The organism is Paenibacillus sp. GCM10027627 (genome assembly GCF_042675505.1).
Classification (GTDB): domain Bacteria; phylum Bacillota; class Bacilli; order Paenibacillales; family Paenibacillaceae; genus Pristimantibacillus.
This window is the reverse complement of sequence record NZ_JBHTHB010000002.1, coordinates 340,847-363,848: the sequence shown is the minus strand read 5'-3', so window position 1 is coordinate 363,848 and position 23,002 is coordinate 340,847. Positions and strand designations below refer to the sequence as shown.

Here is a 23,002-nt window from a genome sequence, read left to right as displayed (position 1 = left end):
AGGCAAGCCATGTTTGTCGATAAGGCGAAAATTTTTGTAAAAGGCGGCGACGGGGGAGACGGAATCGTTTCGTTCCGCCGCGAAAAATATGTAGAGAACGGCGGTCCTGCGGGCGGCGACGGCGGTCATGGCGGGGATCTTATTTTCCGCGTGGACGAAGGTCTGCGCACACTTATGGACTTCCGCTATCAGAAGCACTTTAAAGCTCAGCGCGGCGAGCGCGGCAAAGTAAAAGGCATGCATGGCGCGAGCGCTGACGACACCATCGTACGGATTCCTCCGGGAACGGTTATTGTGGACGACGATACTGGCGAAGTGGTTGCCGATTTGACCCGTCACGGGCAGCAGGTCGTTGTCGCTAAAGGCGGCAGAGGCGGACGCGGCAATATCCGGTTTGCGACGGCTACGAATCCAGCTCCATACATTTCGGAGAACGGGGAAGAAGGCCAAGAGCGCTGGGTTGTGATGGAGCTTAAGGTGATGGCGGACGTAGGGTTGGTCGGGTTTCCAAGCGTTGGGAAATCGACGTTGCTTTCCGTTGTATCGGGAGCAAGACCGAAAATCGGCGCTTACCACTTCACAACGATTACGCCGAATCTTGGCGTCGTTGATGTAGGCGACAGCCGCAGCTTTGTGATGGCGGATTTGCCGGGATTGATTGAAGGAGCGCATGAAGGCGTGGGGCTTGGACACGAGTTTTTGCGCCATGTGGAACGGACTCGCGTTATAATCCACGTTGTGGATATGGCGGCTTCGGAAGGACGCGATCCATTCGACGACTGGCAAAAAATTAATGCCGAGCTAACTCTATATAACGAAAAGCTTGCGGACCGTCCACAAATTATCGCAGCTAACAAAATGGACATGCCGGAAGCGGAAGAGCAGCTTGCTCTCTTTAAAGAGCAACTGGCGGCACTCGGCACCGAGCGCGTATACGAAATTGTTCCGATTTCTTCCTTGACGAAACAAGGGATTCAGGAATTGTTGTACAAAGCGGCAGACGTGCTCGATACGGTAGCGGTTCAGGCTGAAGTGGAAGAAGTAAAAGCAATTGAAGAACGCAAAGTATATGGCTACAAGAAAAAAGAGGAAATTACGTTTACCATTCATCGCGAGGATGAAGTGTTTGTCGTCGAAAGCGAAGGCATTGCCCGCATGATGAAACGGATGAATCTTAACTCTTACGATGCCTTTATGCGTTTTGCGCGCACGATGCGAAAGCTTGGCGTTGACGACGCTTTAAGAAAACAAGGTGCAAAAGACGGCGATATGGTAAGAGTAGCCGATTTTGCGTTTGAGTTTTTTGAGGGCAGCGATTACAACCCTTACGATTAAGACGAGAGACGACGAAAGTCGTCTTTTTTTTGGATTAAGCCTATTGCTCCTAGTGGTGGATTCCGTTATAATGTCCACTATAGGTGTACATTTGTCTTTTTGAGGAGGACTGAAGTGGCTGATCGCTATTTTGTCGTTCGCGAGGACATATTGCCGGAAGCGATCCAAAAAACCATCCAAGTAAAAGAGATGCTGGCGAGCGGCGTTACCACTACCGTACATGAGGCGGTGGAGCGAGCGGGGCTTAGCCGGAGCGCTTTCTATAAGTATAAGGATGGCGTGTACGCGCTTAATGAACTTAGGCAGGAAAGAATCGTTACCATTTCGATGGATTTGGAGCATCGCGCCGGCGTTTTGTCCAGCGTGCTTGCCTTACTCGCGAGCCAAGAGGGCAGTGTGCTTACGATGAATCAAAGCATTCCTCTGCAAGGGTTCGCAAACGTCGTGTTGTCGGTTGATATATCGCAGGTGCAAGGCGATACGTCGGAACTGGTTGAGCTGCTGCGGGGTCAATCCGGCGTTCGGAAAGCGTCCATCATTGGGCGCGGTTAAAAATTGAAAAACAACGGAGGAGTATAGATGAAGCCGATTAAAGTAGGTTTGCTGGGATTAGGTACGGTCGGAACAGGTGTAGTCCGCATTGTGGAAGGGCATCAGGACGATTTGCAGAGCCAGGTAGGCTCCCCGATCCAAATCGAGAAGGTCCTTGTGCAAAACAAAATTAAGGAACGCAATATTGCGATTTCGCCGGAAAAGCTGACGGAGGACCCGTGGGAAATTATTCGCAATCCGGAGATTGATGTCATTGTGGAAGTGATGGGCGGTATTTCCCATACAAAAGAATATATTTTAGAAGCGTTGTCGCTCGGCAAACATATCGTGACGGCCAACAAAGATTTGATGGCATTGCATGGACCTGAAATATTGGCCAAAGCTCAGAAGCATGGCTGCGACGTTTTGTACGAGGCGAGCGTTGCCGGCGGCATTCCGATCATTCGTACGCTAGTAGAGGGTTTCTCTTCTGACCGCATTACGAAAATTATGGGCATTGTAAATGGAACAACAAACTATATTTTGACCAAAATGAGCCAGGAAGGCGCTTCTTATTTGGACGTGCTGAAGGAGGCTCAAGATTTGGGCTATGCCGAATCGGACCCAACTTCCGATGTGGAAGGGCTTGACGCCGCGCGCAAAATGACGATTTTGGCTACGCTCGGCTTCCGCGCTAACGTAGCGCTTGAAGATGTATCCGCTGTGGGTATTTCTTCGATCAGCAAAGAGGACATTCTTTACGCTAATCGTTTGGGCTACGAAATGAAACTGCTTGGCATCGCGGAGCGTCAAGACGACCAGATCAGCATCAGCGTACAGCCTACTATGGTGAAGAAGTCCCATCCAATCGCTTCGGTTAACGGTGTATTCAATGCGGTTTATGTATATGGCGAAGCAGTAGGCGAAACGATGTTCTATGGACCTGGAGCGGGCGAGCTTCCTACGGCTACGTCGATCGTAGCGGATTTGGTAGCCGTTGTGAAAAACTTGAAGCTTGGCGTAAACGGCAAACAAAGCGGTATGCCTTACAAAGAGAAAAAGCTGAAAACCGATGAGCAAATTTCGTCGAAATATTTCTTGCTCTTGCATGTTGCCGACCGTGCAGGCGTTCTTGCCCGGATTACGCAAGTGTTTGCGGAATTTGAAGTCAGCCTGGAATCCGTTTTGCAGCAGCCGAATGCCAGCAATCCAGAGGCGGAAATCATCATCATTACCCACGATGCGAATAAAGCGGCTATTTCCAAAGTGCTGGCGCAATTTGGCTCGCTTGACGTCGTTCATAAGGTGAAGAGCGTTTACCGGGTGGAAGGCTAATGTTATGAGCAATCCACGTCGCGTAACGGTAAAAGTGCCGGCCAGCACGGCCAATCTAGGTCCAGGCTTCGATTCGCTGGGTATGGCGTTGTCTCTTTATGCATGGATCGAGCTTTCGGAATCCACGACAGGTGAAACGACTTTTCAATTGGATGGCGACGGGATGGACGGTTTGCCGCAAGATAAGTCGAATTTGGTATATAAGGTTGCGAAGCTTGTTTATGAAGAAGCGGGCGTCGATATGCCGGAGCTGCATATTGCCATGTACAGTGAAATTCCGCTTACACGCGGGCTTGGCAGCAGCGCATCGGCAATTGTAGGGGCGCTTGTTGCGGCTAACGCGCTGATCGGGGGCCCTCTGAGCGGGCATAAGCTGTTCCAAATGGCAACGGCGCTGGAAGGGCATCCTGACAATGTCGGCGCCTCGTTGTTCGGCGGCATCGTCGTTGCGGCATGGGACGGCACGGAAGCGCATATGGTGCGCCTCGAGCCGCATGAAAGATTGGAGGCGCTGGTCGCTATTCCAGCGTTCCAGCTGTCGACGGAGAAGGCTCGCCATGCGCTGCCTTCTCAGCTTTCGATGGCCGACGCCGTTTATAACGTCGGCCGCAGCTCTCTGCTCGTCGCGGCGCTGGCCAGCGGCGAGCTGGGAATGATTCGCCATGCGATGAAGGATCGGCTGCACCAGCCTTATCGTGCAGCGCTCATTCCCGGCATGGCCGAGATTTTGGAGCGCGCGGCCGACTTCGGCGCGCTGGGAGCTGCGCTTAGCGGAGCAGGGCCGACGCTCATTGCCTTTGTGGATGCGGAGAGCGGGCAGAAGGCGGAGCTCGAAAGCTTTTTGAAAGAGACGCTTCAGAAGGAAGGCATTGACGCAGAGACGTTGTGGCTTGCCCCTTGCTTGAACGGTCCCGAAATCGCAATTGAAGAGTCGTTTGCGGACGGCGAAAATTCCGGCAAGGAGCAAGCGGCGCCGCTTACACTGCTGGAAAGAATCAAAGGAGAAGTTAAGGCATGAAAACGATAGCGCTATTGCCGGCAGGCTCGGTCTCGGATGAAGCAGCCAAACAATTGTTTTCCGGGGAAGGCCAGGTGGAATGGAAGCATCACCGCCTTATTGCCGACGTTTTTCAATCTACGGTAAACGGAGTCAGCGACTACAGCGTCATTCCAATCGAAAATACAATCGAAGGTTCTGTCAGCTTGCATATGGATTGGCTTGTCCACGAAGTGGATCTCCCGATGCAGGCGGAATGGGTATATCCCTCCATTCAAAACTTAATCGGCAGAAGACGGGAGCTGTCGAATGAGGCGGGAGAGCTGGATTATTCACGCATCAAAAAAGTGATCAGCCATCCCGTTGCCATGGCGCAATGCCTGCAATTTTTAAGGCAGAACATGCCTCATGCGGAGACGGAGCATGTAAGCAGCACCGCAGAGGCGGTCCGTATCGTGCGCGACAATCCGGGGGCGGGAATCGCCGCGATTGGTACCCGTATTGCCGCTTCGAACAACGGGCTCGATTTGCTTGCGACGGAAGTGACCGACCATGACAACAATTACACTAGATTTATGCTTGTAGGCAACGAGCCTTATACGGCCCGCAAGTCGGACCGGATCAAAACAAGCATTTTGGTGACGTTGCCGGAAGATTATCCGGGCGGCTTGCATCAGATGTTGTCCGCTTTTGCTTGGCGGCGCATCAATCTGTCGAGAATCGAATCGCGTCCGACCAAAAAGAAGCTGGGCAATTACTATTTTTATATCGAAATAGAAATGTCTTTGGACTCTGTGCTGCTGCCTGCGGCATTGCAGGAAATCGAAGCGATCGGATGCCAAATCCGCGTCATGGGCTGCTATCCAAGCTTTACTTATGAGCAGTTGCTGTAGGTATTAATTTTTACATACATTTCGGAGGTGTGAAGCAAGGTATGGCACAGCAATGGATTTATTTGAATGGGGAATATGTTGCAAAAGAAGACGCAAAAATTTCAGTTTATGATCACGGCTTTTTGTACGGGGACGGCATTTTTGAAGGCATTCGCGTTTATGACGGCAATATTTTTAAATGCAAAGAGCATCTGGATCGCTTGTACGATTCCGCCAAATCCATCATGCTGGACATTCCGCTGACGTTTGATGACATGCAAGACGCGCTAGTGGAGACGATTCGCCGCAATGAACTTAGAGACGGCTATATTCGCCTCATCGTGTCCCGCGGTCCCGGCAATTTGGGGCTCGATCCGAGACGCTGCCCTACCGCGTGGGTGATCATCATCGTTGAGCAGCTTTCCATTTATCCGGAAGAGGCCTACAAAAACGGACTTGTATCGGTTTCGGTTTCCCAGCGCCGCAACATCCCGGATGCGCTTAATCCGAAAATTAAATCACTTAACTATTTAAACAATATTTTGGTGAAAATTCAGGCGAACCTTGCCGGAGTGGGCGAAGCGATTATGCTGAACTCGCAAGGGTACGTGGCCGAAGGCTCTAGCGACAACATTTTTATAATCAAAAATGGTACGGTTTACACCCCGCCTTGTTACGTTGGCGCGCTGGAGGGCATTACCCGGGCCGCCATTATGGAGCTCTGCGAGAAACACGGCTATAAGCTGAAGGAAGAGCCGTTTACACTCCACGATGTGTATGTTGCGGATGAAGTGTTTTTTACAGGAACGGCTGCTGAAGTCATTGCGGTTCGCGAAGTGGATGGCCGCACGATTGGCTCTGGTCAGGCGGGACCGATTACGACTCATTTGCTGCAGGAGTTCCGCAATATAGTGAAAGTGGATGGAGTAAAAGTGTTTGAATAGTTGATTGTGAAAATAGAGAAGGTCAGCCGGAGAGTTCCGGTTGGCCTTTTTTTGTTGCGCGAAAAAGAAAGATTTAGGATTAGCCCTCTACTTTTTTGGGATGTATTTTTTACTAAAGTGGAGACACTCGCCTATGTTCTGCATAGGATGTAAAGATTGATAACTGGCTATAGCCCTAGAACGTGACAGGAGGTCATCGGCGAGTGAAAATTCATATGGTCAAAAGTGGCGATTCCTTATACTTCATTGGCCAGAAGTACAATGTTTCGCTTGAACAAATTTTGGCGCTTAATCCGGGTGTTGAAAATCCGGGCGCCCTAGAGGCTGGGTCGAAGCTGAGAATACCGTCTACCCATCCCGCGCAGAACGGAGTGAACGGAATGAACATCATGCATCAACATATCGTGAAGCAAGGCGACACGCTTTGGAAGCTGTCCAAAGCTTGGGGAGTTCCCCTTGCAACCATGGTACATGTCAATCCGCATTTAAAAAATCCAAATGTGCTGCTGACTGGAGAAATTGTAAACATACCTAAAGCGGATACCGTTGTCCCGCACATGACAGCCCAGCATCATACCGGTCATCATTCAACGGGCCATCATTCCGCCGGGCACCACGCACAAGGGTATCATGCACAGGGTCATCACACACAAGGACAGCACGCACACGGGCAGCATACAGCAGGCAAAACGCCTAATCATCCGCTTCATCCTACTTCTATTATGCAAGGTGTACAGGGTATAGTCGGCAAAACGTTTACGGGATTGGCTGCAGAAAAAAAGAATACGGCGCCGCTGGCAGCGGAGAAAAAGCCTACAGGGCCAATCGTATCGCCTGTTCCTCCGGCCCCGGCTCCGAAGCCGCCTGCCGCTAAGGTCGAGCCTCTAGCGAAAAAAGAAGAACCTATAAGCAAAAAAGTGGAGCCTCTTGCGAAAAAAGAGGAGCCTATAAGCAAAAAAGTGGAACCATTGGCTAAGAAAGAAGAGCCGATAGGCAAAAAAGTAGAGCCGTTGGCAACGAAAGAGGAGCCAATAGGCAAAAAAGTGGAGCCGCTATCCTCCAAAACTGCTCCTTTGTCTACAGGAAAGACGGCTCCGTTGTCTAAAGGAAAAACGGCGCCACTATCCACGGAAAACGTCGCACCGCTTAGCGGCGGCAACGTAGCTCCGCTGTCATCAAACGTTGGAGCGCAAGGAACGGGTGGCAATGTAGCCCCGTTGTCTTCTAATGTCGGAGCGCAAGGAACGGGTGGCAATGTAGCTCCGTTGTCTTCCAATGTGGGAGCTCAAGGAACGGGTGGCAATGTAGCTCCATTGTCTTCTAATGTGGGAGCGCAAGGAACGGGTGGCAATGTAGCTCCATTGTCTTCTAATGTGGGAGCGCAAGGAACGGGTGGCAATGTAGCTCCGTTGTCTTCTAATGTTGGAGCGCAAGGAACGGGTGGTAATGTAGCCCCGTTGTCTTCTAATGTTGGAGCGCAAGGAACGGGTGGTAATGTGGCTCCGTTGTCTTCGAACGTTGGAGCGCAAGGAACGGGTGGCAATGTAGCTCCATTGTCTTCGAACGTAGGAGCGCAAGGAACGGGCAATGCAGCTCCATTGTCATCCAATTTGTCTCCGCTTGGAGGCGGCAACGTATCGCCATTGTCGTCTAATGTTAGCCCGCTGTCGTCCAACGTAGCTCCTTTGGCTAATACGTCTCCTTCAGCAAAGATAGCTCCTTACGGCAAAAAAGTTCTGCCTTCTGAGAAGGCAAAAGAAACGAAGATTAAGCCGTCTAACTCGGAATATATACAAAGTGTGGATTTATTCCATCCATATGGAGTGCCTGCTAATCAGGCATCCCTTTACGGTCATGAGCAATTCGCAGATGCTTCCACAAACATGTATCCGTACTTTGGTGCTGAGCAATCTTATTCGCCGTATGGGAATGCAGGTTCTGGCTTTGTCCCGTATAGTGAGCCTTACCCGGTTAATCCGTTTAATTGTCCGCCCGGTCCATTTGTAGGTTATCCGGCTCCTCCGTTGTTGCCTTATGCGGCAGATCCGGGCTGGGGATATGCCGGAAACAATCAGATTTCGCCTTCGGGAAATGTGCCGAATACGTCCAATCCGGGCGTATCGCCTTACTCGAATACGATCAATCCAGGTGTGTCTCCACTTTCGAATTTGTCCAACACAGGGGTATCGCCGTTCTCGAACACGTCTAATCCTGGCATATCGCCTTATTCGAACACGTCTAACCCAGGCGTATCGCCTTACTCGAACACGTCTAATCCTGGCATATCGCCTTATTCGAACACATCCAATCCAGGCGTGTCGCCACTCTCGAATTTGTCCAACACAGGGGTATCGCCGTTCTCGAATACATCTAATCCCGGCATATCGCCTTACTCGAACACATCTAATCCCGGCGTATCGCCACTCTCGAATTTGTCCAATACAGGGGTGTCGCCGTTCTCGAATACGTCTAATCCCGGCATATCGCCTTACTCGAACGTATCCAATCCCGGCGTATCGCCGCTCTCCAACGAACACAATGCGGGAGCGATTACGACAGGAGGCGTTTCAGGATATTCAGCCGAATACCCGCCTGCAGGGTTCGAAGATTATTCTAACGGTTATCCGGCCGGATACCCCTATCCGCTTTGGTCCGATTATTCGGCTGCGAATCCCTCGCACAAAAAAAATGACGATTGTGGCTGCGGCGGGAAGCGTGAGGATGAAATTAACGGCTCATTAAAAAACAAAACGGGTTCATCTAAAGCCAATTCAGCCAAACCTCGCAAAAAAGCCAAAAAAGCGGTTATCCGCACGGTAGCCCCTCGTCCAAAACGAAAATCTACTTCAGGCAGCAGCAGGCCTTGGCTTAATCAGTAAACGATGACTTGAATGGATAATCCAATTCAATAAACTTTCTTTTTTGCCGGTACCTATTTGGGTGCCGGTTTTTTTTCTGTTCCTTTTTTTATGTAAAACCGTCCCCAACTATTATTTTGAATAATTATACATCATTGGTGCAGACTATCAGAAAACGTAATAAAGGGGTCTTCCTCATGATGACATTCAGCTTGTGGAAGCAATTGAAACGTCGCCTTCGCCGCACTAGAAGGCCACTATGGACGCTTGGGGGCATCGCCTTTTGGCTAATGGTAATTGCATTATCAGCCGGTGCGGCTGTTCAACTGCCAGTTGCGGCGTATGCGCAAGGCCACGAATCTGAAGCGGCGGACAGCATGCTTTTGCCCCAGCAGCCATCGATAAGCGAGCTTTTGAAAGAACGGGACAAAAACGTTCAAGTCTTGCTGCAACGGCAATATGTTTGCGGAGAAGAATTCGAAGCGCTGGGCTCGATGAATACGAAGGACATTATACAGCTTTTGCGCGATCATCCCGATTTCAGCGCGAGCCTGAACAAGGACCCGGAACAGGTTGTTTTGGTGCAGCGAATCGAGGACTTGTCCGACTATTGCAAATCGCATGCCTATTTTGGCGTAGACCGATTTGGCAATTTTACTTTGTTTGACGGAGAGCCAAGGAAGGAGAAGGTGCTGCGCACCTTCTTTCAACTGGACATCCGGTTTATGGAGAGCAGCTTGCCGCAGCATAAATTGGAGCGTTTGACCCAAGGAATACGGGTAAGCGACATGGACGAGTTCAACAGTGTATTGTCTACTTTCAGTGATTATGCAGTGAACCGAAATGAAATAACGAAGCCACTTCTTTATTAGCCCACGATAAATGGAAACAATCAGATTTCCCTTCATGCAAGCGGCAGGTCAAGAACTTCATTGGAAGTTCTGGCTTGCCGCTTTTTGTTTTTGGAGAGGGGCTTGTTCACAGAAACATCAAACGTCCGTTCTCATTCTCGGTAACTTTTGCTATAATGGAGGGTAGGCATTCATAAGGCATGTTTTGTTAGGAGTTGGCGATTTGCGCGTTCTTGGAATTGACCCGGGCATAGCGATTGCGGGTTTTGGTTTTATAGATAAAGTGGGGCATAAGCTGACAGCGGTACAATATGGAGCAATTCAAACGGAAGCCCATACGCCGGCAGAGAAGCGGCTTGTACAAATTTATGAGTCCGCAGGTGCGTTGATGGATCGGTACAAGCCGGATTCCGTGGCCGTTGAGAAGCTGTTTTTCAATCGAAACGTCACGACGGCTTTTGCGGTAGGCCAGGCTCGCGGGGTCATTATTTTGGCTGCCGCGCAGCGGGGACTTCCGGTTGCGGAATATACGCCGCTCCAGGTGAAGCAGGCCGTTGTTGGCTACGGCAAGGCGGAGAAGCGTCAAGTGCAGGAAATGGTCAAAATGTTTTTGAAACTGTCGGCGATTCCGAAGCCGGACGATGTGGCGGATGCGCTTGCAGTTGCGATTTGCCATGCCCATTCGGCCGTGTTGAGCCAAAAAATAAACGAGGTGAAACGGCTGTGATCGATTTTTTACGAGGGCCTGTTGTACATATTGAAGCCGAATATGTCGTTATGGACGTTAGGGATGTAGGGTATCGCGTGTTCACACCTAGTCCGTACGCATTTGCCGGCAAAGACGGAGCGGTGACCGTGTTTATTCACCATCATGTAAGGGAAGATGCGATCTTGCTTTTTGGCTTCGAATCGCGGGAGCAGCTCCATCTGTTCCGCAAGCTGCTTGACGTATCGGGAATCGGACCGCGCGTTGCGCTTGGCGTATTGTCGGCAGGCAAGCCGGAATCGATCGTTGCCGCCATTCAGCAGGACAATCTTGCTTTTTTGACGAAATTGCCTGGAATTGGAAAAAAGACAGCTCAGCGAATGGTGCTCGATCTCAAAGACAAGTTATTTGGCGCCGTGCCGCAAGAAAGCTTGCTTTCCGTGTCGGGCTTTACAGCTGAATCCGGCGAAGACGGAGCGGGGACGGCAGCTTGGAAGGAAGCCAAAGAGGCGCTGGCCGCTCTTGGGTACACGAATGCGGAGCTGGATAAGGCATGGAGCGGGCTTAAAGACAGCGTGAAGCCGGACGAAACGGTTGATTCCCTCATGAAACGGGCGCTGCAACAGCTCTTTAAAGGGTAATAGAAAGGAGGGGAACGAATATGGATGACCGGATCGTTTCCGCAAGCCTGATGATGGACGAGCATGCCGTCGAGCTAAGCTTGCGGCCTCGCTATTTGGCAGAATATATTGGACAAACGAAAGTGAAAGAAAATTTGACGATTTATATTGAAGCTGCGAAAATGCGGAAGGAAGCGCTGGATCATGTCCTTCTTTACGGCCCTCCGGGACTTGGAAAAACGACGCTATCCAACATAATCGCCAACGAACTAGGCGTCAATCTGCGAACGACTTCGGGACCGGCTATTGAAAGACCTGGCGATCTGGCTGCTTTGCTCACCAATCTGCAAGAAGGCGACGTCCTTTTTATCGACGAAATTCATCGGCTGCACCGTACGGTGGAGGAAGTACTCTATCCCGCAATGGAAGACTTCGCTCTCGATATAATGATTGGCAAGGGGCCGAGCGCACGCTCGGTAAGGCTCGATCTCCCGCCGTTTACGCTTATTGGCGCCACAACGAGAGCAGGACTGCTGTCGGCTCCGCTGCGCGATCGGTTCGGCGTAGTCAGCAGGCTGGAATTTTATACGGTTGACGAGTTGTCTTATATCGTCTCCAGAGCGTCGGAAATATTGGACGTAACCATCGTTGGCGAGGCCGCTGGCGAAATCGCGATGAGGTCAAGAGGGACGCCGCGAATCGCAAACCGGCTGCTAAAACGGGTAAGGGATTTTGCACAAGTAAGGGGAGACGGCGTCATTACGCATGAAATAGCCAGATCCGCGCTGGAGCTTTTGCAGGTCGACCCGATGGGGCTGGACCATATCGATCACAAAATGCTGTATGCCATGATGACAACCTTCTCCGGTAGGCCGGTGGGATTAGACACGATAGCGGCTACGATTGGCGAAGAAAGCCAGACGATAGAAGACGTTTACGAGCCTTATTTGATGCAGATCGGTTTTCTGCAAAGAACGCCAAGAGGACGGATCGCAACGGACAGCGCGTACAATCATTTGGGACTTCCGTTACCCAAGCGCCCTTAACACTTAACCTTTGACGAGAAAATGTTCAGCAAGCGTGAGAGGAGAGAACCATCATGACCTACAAAAGCCTGACTACAGTCAAAAAGGTTGCCATTACAGTCATTGCCTTTTTACTGCTTTTTTCGACGTGGACCGCGCATCAGGCGCAAGCTGCCGTCCCTTCTTTGGATACGATTAGAGTTGCGCTTTTCCTTCAATTGCCTGGGAAATACGATTCGACAACATCTGCTGCCACCTTTCAATCGGCAGGCGGTATGGACCTTGGAGTAAGAAGCCCCGGGGGCATCCGCCCGATGATGAGCGTTCCGGCAGGCAAGCAAGTTCGCTTTGCGGTTGACGACTATAAAGTTAAACTGGCGGAATCCAAAAACTTTGCATCCGCTCTAGCGGTTTATCAGTACGTTAAAACTGCAAAAGGCAACGTCTATTTAACTTCGTTATCCAAAAACGGGGCTCTTACTTATCAAGTGCTGGAAGGGATGTACAAAACGGCGGAGGAATCCAAAGCGGCGCTTGCACGCTGGAATGCTGACGCTAAGCTCATCTCCCTACTAAACGGATTTAAGCCGGAGATGCAAGGTCCAATGCGGCTCGAAACAGCCGCTCTTGAAGGCAAAGGGGCTGCCCAAGCTGCGGCCGACGCATTTGGCGGGGCCGGGTTTGATGCCTACGTAGCGGTTAGAGCTTCGGCAAAAGGCGATGCCGTTTATAGCGTGATGGTAGGAGGCGCTTCAACGCAAGAGGAGCTTAAAGTTCTTCAAGCAGCAGCTACTAAAGCGCCGGGAGGAGCCGCTCTCAAAGCAATCGAAGCGGGTTCTGAGCATATGCTCATGCGCAATGACCATTCCGTTAGCGGCAAAGCAGGCGAAAGCCATGAGCTGTTTGTTGTTCCGGCAGGAGTCAAAGCATGGCTTTCTCCGGCTGGTGATAAGCCGATTGGTCTTACGGAACGAAGCAAACGAACGTACCGGGGCCAATTCGAAATCAGCTCGTTTAACGGAAGACTGGCGGTCATTAACGAGCTTCCTTTTGAGCAATATTTGTATTCCGTTGTAGCGGTGGAGATGTACCCGTCTTGGCCAATCGAAGCGCTCAAGGCACAAGCCGTTGCTGCACGTTCTTATGCGCTGAATAAAGGCTTCGGCTTTCAAATTGCACATGTTGTCGACACGACGCTTAGCCAGGCCTACTATGGCGCAGGATCGGAGCGCCCGGCTTCCACGGAAGCGGTGGAGGCGACCAAAGGACAGGTAGCGCTTTATAATGGCAAAGTCATTGAAGCCGTCTTTTCTTCGAATGGCGGAGGAATGACGGCCGATGCGAAAGAGGCGTGGAACAATGCCATTCCATACCTGCAAGCAGTGCCGAGTCCCGACGAATCGGCGGAAGAGGGCGCGTACAGTTGGCATCGCATCGTATTGCCTAGCGGCCTTATCGGGTATATCCGCGAGGACTTAGTGAAGGATACAGGCCGCAAAACCGCAGCCGGAAGCCGTATTATGGAACTGACGACGGATGGGACCAACATCAGGAAACATCCCGTTATTCAAGATTCAGTGCCGGTTGTCGCCAAGCTAGGCAAAGGAGAACAGGTCATCGTGCTTGAAACGGTGGTGGAATCCAATCCAATGAGCTGGATACGAGGACCTTTTACCGGAGCGGAGCTGTTGACCACAATTAATGCGCGGACCAATCCGAAATTAACGGCGCCGCTTCTCTCTTTGGAGGTCAGCAGCCGGGGGCCGTCTGGAAGAGCGACGGAATTATCGGTCAACGGCATGAAAGTAAAGCTGTCTTCTCCAGACTCCATAAGGGGCGCTCTCGGTGTCGGCGGTTCCTTGCCAAGCACTCTGTTTACAGTGGACGAAACGGCAAAGGTGGCTATTCAAGGCGCAGGCGGAGAGGGAACGACAAGGACGGACAATTCGCAAAAGGTCTATGTCATGGGAGCGGGCGGCAAGTCAGCCGCTTTGGAAGACCCCTATCTGTATGTGCTCAATGGAGAGGGCGATATTCGAGCCGCAACCAAAGATGCATCGTTCGAATTCAGAGGAACAGGCTTCGGCCACGGCGTCGGATTGTCCCAATACGGGGCGTTGACTCTGGCGAAGCAAGGGTATGACTATGAATATATTTTGAAATACTACTACAAGGGTATAACCGTTGCTAAGGAATGATAAATAAGAGATGAATGTAGATTGGTTTGACTTTCATTTACCGGAAGAGTTAATTGCACAAACGCCGTTACAAGAGCGGACGGCCTCCAGACTGCTTATGCTGGACAAAGGGACGGGCGACACCGCGCACGGCATGTTTACAGATTTAGCGGATCAGCTTCAAGAGGGAGACGTTCTTGTATTGAACAATACAAGAGTTATTCCAGCGAGACTGGTAGGCGCCAAAAGCGATACTGGGGCCAAAGCGGAGCTGCTTCTGCTGAAGCAATTTGGAAATGATGAGTGGGAGGCGCTGGCCAAGCCGGCCAAGCGGCTGAAAGTAGGCACCGTTATCCGGTTTGGGGACGACGGCAGCGGAAACCCGCTTTTGGAAGCGGATGTTTTGTCCGAAGGCGAAATGGGCTCGCGCGTTATTCGTTTTCGGTATAACGGCATTTTTCAAGAGCTGCTGGACAAGCTGGGCGAGATGCCGTTGCCGCCTTATATTAAAGAGCGGCTGGATGAGCGTGAGCGTTATCAGACGGTGTACTCGCGCCATGAAGGATCGGCGGCGGCTCCTACGGCAGGACTTCATTTTACGGAACCGTTTCTGCAGGATCTGGAACGAAAAGGAGTGCAGCTTGCGTACGTGACGCTGCATGTGGGGCTTGGGACGTTCCGCCCGATGTCGTCGGAAACGGTTGAAGAGCATGAGATGCATGCGGAGTATTACGAGTTGAATGAAGAAACGGCAGCTTTGCTTAATGAAGCGAAACGCAGCGGACGTCGAATCGTTGCGGTTGGCACGACTTCGGCCCGTACGCTGGAGACGGTGGCTGCCAGATTTGAAGAGGGGGAGCTTGAAGCATGCAGCGGCTGGACTTCCATCTTTATTTTTCCTGGTTACAAGTTCAAGCTTGTTAACGCGCTGCTCACCAATTTCCACTTGCCCAAATCAACGCTCGTCATGCTGGTAAGCGCGCTTGCCGGACGCGACGCAGTAATGAAAGCCTACGGCGAAGCGGTTGAACGGAAATACCGTTTTTTCAGCTTTGGCGACGCAATGTTTATCTACTAACTTTAAGAATGGAAGCGTGAAGACGTGGCTGTAAAATACGAATTAATCAAACAATGCAAACAATCCGGGGCGCGGCTTGGAAGAGTCCATACTCCACACGGCATCATCGAAACTCCAACGTTTATGCCGGTCGGTACTCAGGCTACAGTTAAAACGATGAGTCCGGAAGAGCTAAAGGCGATGAACGCTCAAATTATTTTGAGCAATACGTACCATCTATTTCTGCGTCCTGGACACGACATTGTAAAGCGTGCTGGCGGATTGCATAAATTTATGAACTGGGACCGCCCGATTTTGACGGACAGCGGCGGTTTTCAAGTGTTCAGCTTAAGCGAAATGAGAAAAATTACGGAAGAGGGCGTCCATTTCCGTTCCCATTTGAACGGAGACAAGCTGTTTCTGTCGCCGGAAGTGGCGATGGACATTCAAAATGCGCTTGGCCCGGATATTATGATGGCCTTTGACGAATGTCCGCCATACCCGGCTGAGTATGAGTACATTAAACAATCGACGGAGAGAACGTCCCGTTGGGCGGAACGCTGCCTTAAAGCGCATGCCCGTCCGCATGATCAAGCTTTGTTTGCGATCGTCCAAGGCGGCATGCACAAAGATTTGCGCATCCAGAGCGCGAAAGATTTGACTTCCATGGATTTCCCGGGGTATGCTATTGGTGGACTGAGCGTAGGCGAGCCCAAACATTTAATGTATGAGGTTCTGGACTATACAGTTCCAGAGCTGCCGGCTAACAAACCGCGCTATTTGATGGGTGTCGGTTCGCCGGATGCACTTGTGGAAGGCGCTATTCGCGGCGTAGATATGTTTGATTGCGTATTGCCGACCCGCATCGCCAGAAATGGGACAACCATGACGAGCGGAGGCAGACTTGTCATTCGCAACGCCAAATTTGCTGAGGATTTTGGACCGCTCGATCCGAACTGCTCCTGCTATACTTGCCAGAATTATTCAAGGGCTTATATTCGCCACCTGCTTAAAGCGGATGAAACATTCGGCATTCGGTTAACGACGTACCATAACTTGCATTTTCTGCTTCAGCTTATGCGGGACGTTCGTCAGGCGATTATGGAAGACCGACTGCTAGATTTCCGGGATTCCTTCTTCGAATCGTACGGCTTGCATAATAACGATAAAGGATTTTGAAAGGGGTGAAATCTATGACATATCTAGCTAGCCAAGCAGCGGGATCGGGCAACATTTGGGGCATGATCTGGCCGTTTATACTTATGTTTGCAGTCTTTTATTTCTTGCTTATCCGCCCGCAGCAGAAAAAACAAAAGCAGCGTACATCCATGCTGAATCAAATTAAAAAGGGCGACAAAGTTACGACGATCGGTGGCCTTCACGGCACAGTTGCCGAATTGACGGACGATACAGTTGTTATTCGTGTTAACGATACAACGAAGATGACGTTTGAGCGCAGCGCGGTCAACACTATCGTAAGTTCCGCACCTTCCGCTTCGGAGTAATAGGGACATTCAATGAAGAAGACCGACAGAAATTTCTGTCGGTCTTTTCTTATTTTCTCAAGTTGACTCCGATCATACCGCCGAATGCGCCAGCGAGCAAAGCCGCTCCAAGAATGAGAACGCTGTTCCAAGAAATGGAGGCGTTCGCAGCCAAAAAGCTGACGATGATAATAATAATTCCGTAAATGAGGCCGAGCAGTCCGCCGTTGTACCAGCCTTTTTTCTCCGATCTTTTTCCGGAAGTAAAGCCGCCTGCCAGTGCGGATAAGCTGTGAATGAACAAGGCCGAAGATGCGAGGTTGCTTTCTTTCATGTCCGTAAAATGAAGCAAAAGCGACAAAGTAAGCGCTCCAATGGCGAGCCATATTAAAGAAAAGACGACACCCGCAAGCAGAGGGGCCCCAATTAGGGGCGATTTGGGGGAAGGCTTAGGTTTAACGGAACTCATGCTATTCCTCCTATCGTTTATTACATATTACTTATCCATATGGCCAAGCTCGCCGAAATAGTACACAAACCATTTCCCATATATTCGCGGTTTTCCGCTCGTATGATGTGTATGTGGCAAGGTGAGAATAGCCTTACGAGCTTGGCGCTGGTTTAGGGGCCAACATGCTACTTTCAAGGAGGCGCTTACCATTGGAAATGTGGAGCTTGTTGATCCGGACGGTAATTATTTACTTTGTCGTATTTTTGATCATGAGGTTTATGGGGAAGCGGGAAATCGGCAAATTATCCGTTCTGGATCTCGTCATTTCGGTCATGGTAGCGGAAATTGCGGTTATCGTCATTGAAGACGTCGATCGGTCGATGTGGGATGGCATTGTGCCAATGGTTACTTTGCTTCTCATTCAAATTAGCACCGCTTTTCTCTCCATGAACAACCGGACGATTCGTCTGCTGTTTGACGGCAAACCAAGCGTCATTATTGCAAAAGGGAAAATCAACCGAGATGAAATGCGCAAGCAGCGGTACAATTTGGACGATTTAATGCTGCAGCTGCGCGAAAATAAAATTACGTCCGTAGCCGACGTGGAGTTTGCCATTTTGGAGACGAGCGGAAAGCTCTCCGTTATCCCAAAGGACGGGGCGGAAGAGACGGAACCAGGAAACGAACGTACTTCGCCCGATGTCAACGTTGAAGTATCCAGTCATACTCCTGCGCCAAAAGGAAGGGAAAAGCTGATCCCGCAAGGCTTCCGTTATGAGATTTTGCCAATTCCTTTAATTATGGACGGCAGAGTGCAGGACAATAATTTGGAAAAAATCGAAAAAACGAGATTTTGGCTTAAAAATGTGCTGCAAGAGCAGAAGGTCAACGATTTTAAGGAAGTTTTTTTATGTACAATCGATCATAAAGGCAAGCTGTTTGTTGATGTTAATCAGAAGCGGTTTACTTAAACCAAGCGCCGAGCCATGGGATTCGGGCCATGTCGTAACGGTCGATGATGCGCATCCAAACCATTAAGATGAGGTAAACAACAACGCTGGCTGCGCAAGCGGCAAGCAAGCTGAGCCATTCCGCCGATAGCGGAGAATGGTTCATCGTTAGGCGCGCGGCTGCGCCCATCATAATCATCGCGGCCCCTACTTTTACGAAATCAAACAGCTTCATGCTGAATCCAATGTAGCGGAGCACGCTGATGCCGTGCAATATGGTCACCAGCACAATGTTGACATTAATGGCGATGAGCGCGCCATAAATGCCAAGTTCCGGCTTGGATGCGAGTTGAATGATTAGGACGAGCTTGACGGCGGCCCCGACAAACGTATTCATTAAGGCGGCTCCGGGCTTGTCGAGCGCCTGCAGCGCGGCTTGAAGCGGTGCCTGCAAATAAATGAAGATGCCGATTGGAGCCATTAATTGCAGCATAGGGGCAATATCCGCATGGTCGTAAATGAGCCGGCACAGCGGTTCTGCGAAGAGGGTCATCACGACCGCAAACGGAGCGCCCGACACCAAAGCGATGCGCATCGACTGATGCAGCCGCTTATGGATCAATGCTTTGTCGCCGCGTGCGGCGGCTTCGGAGAGGGAGGGTACAAGGGACACCGCGAGCGAATAAGTGAGCGCGGTCGGCAGCAGCAGGAGCGGGATAATCATGCCTTGCAAAGCGCCGTATTGGGCGGTTGCAATTCCCGTCACAATGCCTGCGGACGCCAGACTTCGAGCCGTGAAGATCGATTCCAGCAAATACGAGATGGAACCTACAAGCTTGCTTCCGGTTACGGGAATGGATAAGCCGAGCAGTCTTCTTAAAACGGGAGTCGAAGCTTCACCCGGCTCGTTCCCATCCGGAGAGGACTGAAGTCCTTCAAGACGGGCTTTGTCGCGGGCATATTTCCATAACATAACGAGCAGTCCGCCTACTTCGCCCGCCACAACGCCAAGCATGGCGCCGGCTGCTGCCCACTCCAAACCTTGCGGAAGAAACAGATAGGCGAGCACAAGGGAGGCGACAATTCGGATCACGGTTTCTACCGTTTGAGAAACAGCGCTCGGGATCATATTTTGTTTTCCTTGAAAATAGCCTCTAAATACCGAAGAAATGCCTACAATCAAAAGAATGGGGCTCATCATTAAAAAAGCGCGGTAAACCCTCTCGTCCGGCAAAATATGGCGGATAATGAACGGGGCGAACAGAAGCATGGCGATCGTCAGTACGGAAGCCAGTACGATCACAAAAGCCATCGCTGCATTGAAAATTTGTCTAATTCTACGGGCGTCTCCTTGCGAATCCGCTTCGGCGATCCATTTGGCGATGGCAAGCGGAATGCCGCCTGTAATTAGGGTAAGCAATACAATAAGAAAGGGATAAGCAAGCTGGTACAATCCAACGCCTTCCGCCCCGATAATACGAGGCAGGGCAATTCGCGGCACAAAACCGAGAAGCCGGTTCACGATACCGGCCGCGAGAAGAATCATAGCTCCTTTAATAAACGTTTGCTTCGTCATAGCTCTATACCTCTTCTCCTTCAAGGTCGTTCTTAAACAATTGCGAGTTGACCCGGACATGCCGGTAGTATTACTTTATGCGCGGCATGTCCTCTGACATGTCATTCATTTTTTGAGCGGAGGCAGGAGATTGGAGGAAGGAATCGAATACATAAGGAAAGCGGCAAAGGTAGAGGTGGGCATAATGGAGCACGAGCTAAGCTGGGAAATCGAACAGTTGTGCCATAGCAAAGCGGAGGAGTTTCAGCTGCTCGGCTACGAGCACGTTTCTTGGAAGGACATTTGGGAATGCGTGAACGCTAAATATGTCAAAACCGGACAGCCGGAGCTGCATCGTTTGGTGAACGATATTTTGTCTCTCAAGGTTACGCAGTTTATGAACTATATGACGATGAGCGCATTTAAGGGAACCCCATTTTAGAAATGGGGTTCTTTCTTTTTGACTCGTTTTTGCCACATCTGTATAATGGGAATATTGAGATCATAAGGGGGATTCTAAAGTATGTTCGGGAAGAGAATAGTTGCCTTCCTTGCGGTCGTGCTCGTCACGTTCGCCGTTATTGCCGGGACAAGCCCAATGTTTGTTAAAGGTATTAAGCTTGGCCTGGATTTGAAAGGCGGCTACGAGGTGCTTTACGAGGCCGTTCCATTTGAAGGCGGCACGGCTGTAACGAAAGAAAGCTTGAAGCAAACGGCACAAAGTTTGCAGAAGAGGATTGACGCTTCCGGCTTGGTAGAGCCAGAAATTACGACTGAAGGGGCAGACCGCATTCGCGTTAAGCTTCCGGGTATCGACAGCGAAGACGATGAGGTTCTACAACTGCTTTCGAAGCCTATTAACTTGACTTTCCGGGCTCCGGACGGCACCGTTATGTTGGATGGCAAAGATTTTGTAGAAAACGCAGCAGGTCTCACATTCGACGAATTGAACCGTCCTATCGTTACGATTGAGTTGAAGGACGCTAAAAAGTTTGAAGATGTGACGACCAAATTGGTTGGTCAATACTTGGCGATTTATTTGGATGAGGAAGAAATTTCCCGCCCTGGCGTCAATACCCCGATTGCTAGCAAAAGTGCCGTCATTGAGATGGGGAACGCTTCTACAGAAGAAGCAAAAGAGCTTCGCGATTTAATCAATATGGGCTCGCTTCCTTTGAAACTGGAAGCTAAATATACGCAAAGCATCGGAGCCAAGCTGGGAATGGAAGCGATGAAGGATACCGTTACCGCAGGCATTTTGGGCTCGGTAATCGTTCTTATTCTTATGGTTATTATTTTCCGCGTACCGGGCTTTGTAGCTGCGATTACCATTATTACGTATGCTTGGCTGCTTATCGTTGTTCAAGATTTGACTGGCGCTACGCTTACGCTGCCGGGTATTGCGGCTTTTGTTCTAGGCGTAGGTATGGCGGTGGATGCCAACATTATTACAGCGGAGAGAATTAAAGAGGAAATTCGGAGCGGCAAGAGCATGTTGTCCTCTTTGAAAGCCGGCTCCAAAAACTCGTTCCGTACCATTATGGATGCCAATATGACAGGTATCATTTCAAGCGTCGTGCTTTATTTTATTGGCGACGGAGCGATTAAAGGGTTTGCGCTGACGATGATTTTCAGTATTCTCGTTAGTATCGTGACGAACATTTATTTCGCACGCCTTCTGCTCGATCTGATCGTGAAGAGCAACCGGTTTATGAAACCAAGCTATTACGGCGTGAAGGAGAGTGAAATTCGTGAACTATAATACGAAAATTCGTTACGATTTTGTACGCAACCGGAATAAATACTTTTTGTTTTCGATCATTCTTACGATAGCGGGCATCGTTTCGTTGCTGCTGTTCCAATTGAATTTTGGGGTCGATTTCAAAGCGGGCTCCAACATGGACATTGCTGTAGGCAAAGTAATCACTCAACAGGAAGCCGCTGATATATTGAAGGGTGCGGGCTTTGAAGATGTGAAACCGACAATCGGCGGGCAAAATAACGACCGGGTTTCCATCCGCTTTAACGATGTTTTGGATCAGACGCAATCTGCGAAAGTACAGGCTGCTTTCAAAGCCAAATACGGTGATGAGGTTTCCACAGAGGTCAACGTCGTTTCTCCAGAGCTTGCTCAAGAGCTAGGGATCAAAACGATTTGGGCTATCTTAATTGCCAGCCTTGGCATTATGGTGTATGTGATGATTCGTTTTGAGTGGCGTTTTGCACTCGCTTCGAATATTTCTATTTTGTATGACAGCTTTGTTGTTGTCGCCGTATTTTCGATTTTCCGGTTTGAGGTTGATTTGCCGTTTATTGCGGCAGTTCTTACAACGCTCGGTTATTCTATCAACGACAAGATCGTCGTATTTGACCGAATTCGTGAAAACTTGAGATTTTCCCAAGTGAAAAATGAAGATCAGCTTGCCGAGCTCGTTAATGCGAGTATTTGGCAAACGATGGCGCGTAACTTGTACACCGTCCTGACGGTCGTCATTGTAACGTTGTGTATTTTCTTGCTTGGCAGCCCGTCTATCAAAATGTTTTCGCTTGCGCTTCTAGTCGGTCTTGTAAGCGGCGGCTATTCATCCATCTTTATCGCGAGCCCGCTTTGGTTCCTGCTTAAACGCAACCAGAAGCAAAAGCCGAAAGCTGCGCAATCGAAAGCGGTTCAATAAATTTGAAAAGCAAAACCTAAGTCCTATGCTTACGAAGTGGTTTTACAATACAAATCTGATCGTATTTGCAAAGTAAAACCTAAGCCTATGCTTACGAAGTGGTTTTACAATACCAATCCGTTCGGATCGGTATTGTAAAACCTTTAGGAGGTTCAAATGTCAACCAGACAGCGAGACGGAAAAAGGTATCCTTCGAGGGGCGGACGCTTATGGGAAAACGTGATGAACGTTCTGTTTCGGAGAGTTCGAAAGGATCGCGGCGAAGGGCGCGAGGAAGGTACCGACGAACTGATGCAGGTCGTCCAGCGCATTGAAGGCGTAGTGACCGTCCAGTCGCTTCGCGCCAGAGAGCAAGGGCATTACGTGGTGGCCGAAATGGTCATCAGCGTAAATCCGCGTATCACAGTGCTGGAGGGACAGGAAATTGCAAAACGGGTAAAGATGCTGCTTATGCATCGTTTTTTGCATCTTTCGGAAGTGTCCATCTATGTGGAGCCGTACGATCCGGGATACCCGTACAAATCCAACCACGACCCTAATCAGGAGCAAATGCCCACACTGCTGCAGTAGAATGAAGGG

The 23,002-nt window shown here is 50.2% G+C and carries 22 protein-coding genes; 20 read left to right on the top strand and 2 right to left on the bottom strand.

Translation table 11 applies throughout. The annotated features are described in order from the left end of the window. Window positions 1-9 precede the first annotated feature (9 nt). From obgE to yajC, 15 genes are all read left to right on the top strand, one after another. On the top strand, window positions 10-1,335 hold the full coding sequence (gene obgE / locus ACFQZE_RS09695) for a GTPase ObgE (RefSeq protein WP_379356218.1): 1,326 nt from the start codon (window positions 10-12) through the stop codon (window positions 1,333-1,335). Window positions 1,336-1,449: 114 nt separating this feature from the next. Further along, window positions 1,450-1,887, top strand: a complete 438-nt coding sequence (locus ACFQZE_RS09690; protein ID WP_379356216.1) for an ACT domain-containing protein — start codon at window positions 1,450-1,452, stop codon at window positions 1,885-1,887. A 27-nt stretch (window positions 1,888-1,914) separates the two neighbouring features. Continuing rightward, a complete protein-coding gene (locus ACFQZE_RS09685) occupies window positions 1,915-3,201 on the top strand; it encodes a homoserine dehydrogenase (protein WP_379356214.1) in 1,287 nt (428 codons plus the stop codon). Window positions 3,202-3,205: 4 nt separating this feature from the next. Further along, a complete protein-coding gene (gene thrB / locus ACFQZE_RS09680) occupies window positions 3,206-4,219 on the top strand; it encodes a homoserine kinase (protein WP_379356212.1) in 1,014 nt (337 codons plus the stop codon). Continuing rightward, complete coding sequence (gene pheA, locus ACFQZE_RS09675) at window positions 4,216-5,091, top strand: prephenate dehydratase (RefSeq protein ID WP_379356210.1); 876 nt, start codon at window positions 4,216-4,218, stop codon at window positions 5,089-5,091. The genes thrB and pheA overlap by 4 nt, the downstream gene beginning before the upstream one ends. A gap of 41 nt (window positions 5,092-5,132) precedes the next feature. After that, on the top strand, window positions 5,133-6,014 hold the full coding sequence (ilvE, locus tag ACFQZE_RS09670) for a branched-chain-amino-acid transaminase (RefSeq protein ID WP_379356208.1): 882 nt from the start codon (window positions 5,133-5,135) through the stop codon (window positions 6,012-6,014). A 203-nt stretch (window positions 6,015-6,217) separates the two neighbouring features. After that, complete coding sequence (locus ACFQZE_RS09665) at window positions 6,218-8,893, top strand: LysM peptidoglycan-binding domain-containing protein (protein WP_379356206.1); 2,676 nt, start codon at window positions 6,218-6,220, stop codon at window positions 8,891-8,893. Between the two features lie 176 nt (window positions 8,894-9,069). After that, complete coding sequence (locus ACFQZE_RS09660) at window positions 9,070-9,744, top strand: BofC C-terminal domain-containing protein (RefSeq protein ID WP_379356204.1); 675 nt, start codon at window positions 9,070-9,072, stop codon at window positions 9,742-9,744. 202 nt (window positions 9,745-9,946) lie between these two features. Then, complete coding sequence (gene ruvC, locus ACFQZE_RS09655) at window positions 9,947-10,450, top strand: crossover junction endodeoxyribonuclease RuvC (RefSeq protein WP_379356202.1); 504 nt, start codon at window positions 9,947-9,949, stop codon at window positions 10,448-10,450. After that, the gene (gene ruvA, locus ACFQZE_RS09650; protein WP_379356200.1) at window positions 10,447-11,070 is read left to right on the top strand and encodes a Holliday junction branch migration protein RuvA; all 624 of its coding nucleotides are present in this window, start codon (window positions 10,447-10,449) and stop codon (window positions 11,068-11,070) included. The genes ruvC and ruvA overlap by 4 nt, the downstream gene beginning before the upstream one ends. Window positions 11,071-11,090: 20 nt before the next feature. Then, the gene (ruvB, locus tag ACFQZE_RS09645; RefSeq protein ID WP_379356198.1) at window positions 11,091-12,095 is read left to right on the top strand and encodes a Holliday junction branch migration DNA helicase RuvB; all 1,005 of its coding nucleotides are present in this window, start codon (window positions 11,091-11,093) and stop codon (window positions 12,093-12,095) included. Window positions 12,096-12,148: 53 nt separating this feature from the next. Then, the gene (locus ACFQZE_RS09640) at window positions 12,149-14,272 is read left to right on the top strand and encodes a SpoIID/LytB domain-containing protein (RefSeq protein ID WP_379356196.1); all 2,124 of its coding nucleotides are present in this window, start codon (window positions 12,149-12,151) and stop codon (window positions 14,270-14,272) included. 10 nt (window positions 14,273-14,282) lie between these two features. Continuing rightward, complete coding sequence (gene queA, locus ACFQZE_RS09635; RefSeq protein ID WP_379356194.1) at window positions 14,283-15,329, top strand: tRNA preQ1(34) S-adenosylmethionine ribosyltransferase-isomerase QueA; 1,047 nt, start codon at window positions 14,283-14,285, stop codon at window positions 15,327-15,329. Between the two features lie 24 nt (window positions 15,330-15,353). Next, complete coding sequence (gene tgt / locus ACFQZE_RS09630) at window positions 15,354-16,487, top strand: tRNA guanosine(34) transglycosylase Tgt (RefSeq protein WP_379356192.1); 1,134 nt, start codon at window positions 15,354-15,356, stop codon at window positions 16,485-16,487. Window positions 16,488-16,501: 14 nt separating this feature from the next. Continuing rightward, window positions 16,502-16,813, top strand: a complete 312-nt coding sequence (gene yajC, locus ACFQZE_RS09625; protein WP_379356189.1) for a preprotein translocase subunit YajC — start codon at window positions 16,502-16,504, stop codon at window positions 16,811-16,813. 49 nt (window positions 16,814-16,862) lie between these two features. Here the strand turns inward: yajC and ACFQZE_RS09620 are convergent, their stop codons facing one another. Further along, window positions 16,863-17,261, bottom strand: a complete 399-nt coding sequence (locus ACFQZE_RS09620; RefSeq protein ID WP_379356187.1) for a TIGR04086 family membrane protein — start codon at window positions 17,259-17,261, stop codon at window positions 16,863-16,865. 197 nt (window positions 17,262-17,458) lie between these two features. Between ACFQZE_RS09620 and ACFQZE_RS09615 the strand changes: the two genes are divergently transcribed. Then, entirely contained in the window at window positions 17,459-18,214 is a 756-nt protein-coding gene (locus tag ACFQZE_RS09615; protein ID WP_379357006.1) for a YetF domain-containing protein, read from the top strand. On the opposite strand, the gene spoVB is transcribed toward ACFQZE_RS09615, so the two are convergent. Further along, window positions 18,207-19,769, bottom strand: coding sequence for a stage V sporulation protein B (gene spoVB / locus ACFQZE_RS09610; protein ID WP_379356185.1), 1,563 nt, complete (start codon window positions 19,767-19,769; stop codon window positions 18,207-18,209). The genes ACFQZE_RS09615 and spoVB overlap by 8 nt on opposite strands. Before the next feature lie 184 nt (window positions 19,770-19,953). Between spoVB and ACFQZE_RS09605 the strand changes: the two genes are divergently transcribed. From ACFQZE_RS09605 to ACFQZE_RS09590, 4 genes are all read left to right on the top strand, one after another. Then, window positions 19,954-20,190: a post-transcriptional regulator gene (locus ACFQZE_RS09605; protein WP_379357004.1), complete on the top strand. Its 237-nt coding sequence runs from the start codon at window positions 19,954-19,956 to the stop codon at window positions 20,188-20,190. 81 nt (window positions 20,191-20,271) lie between these two features. Next, window positions 20,272-21,510, top strand: a complete 1,239-nt coding sequence (gene secD, locus ACFQZE_RS09600) for a protein translocase subunit SecD (protein ID WP_379356183.1) — start codon at window positions 20,272-20,274, stop codon at window positions 21,508-21,510. Continuing rightward, a complete protein-coding gene (gene secF, locus ACFQZE_RS09595; RefSeq protein WP_379356181.1) occupies window positions 21,500-22,423 on the top strand; it encodes a protein translocase subunit SecF in 924 nt (307 codons plus the stop codon). Before secD ends, secF begins: the two co-directional genes overlap by 11 nt. A gap of 156 nt (window positions 22,424-22,579) precedes the next feature. Beyond that, window positions 22,580-22,993 carry a cation transporter dimerization domain-containing protein gene (locus ACFQZE_RS09590; RefSeq protein WP_379356179.1) on the top strand — a complete coding sequence of 138 codons (414 nt, stop codon included), beginning with the start codon at window positions 22,580-22,582 and terminating at the stop codon, window positions 22,991-22,993. Window positions 22,994-23,002 lie beyond the last annotated feature (9 nt).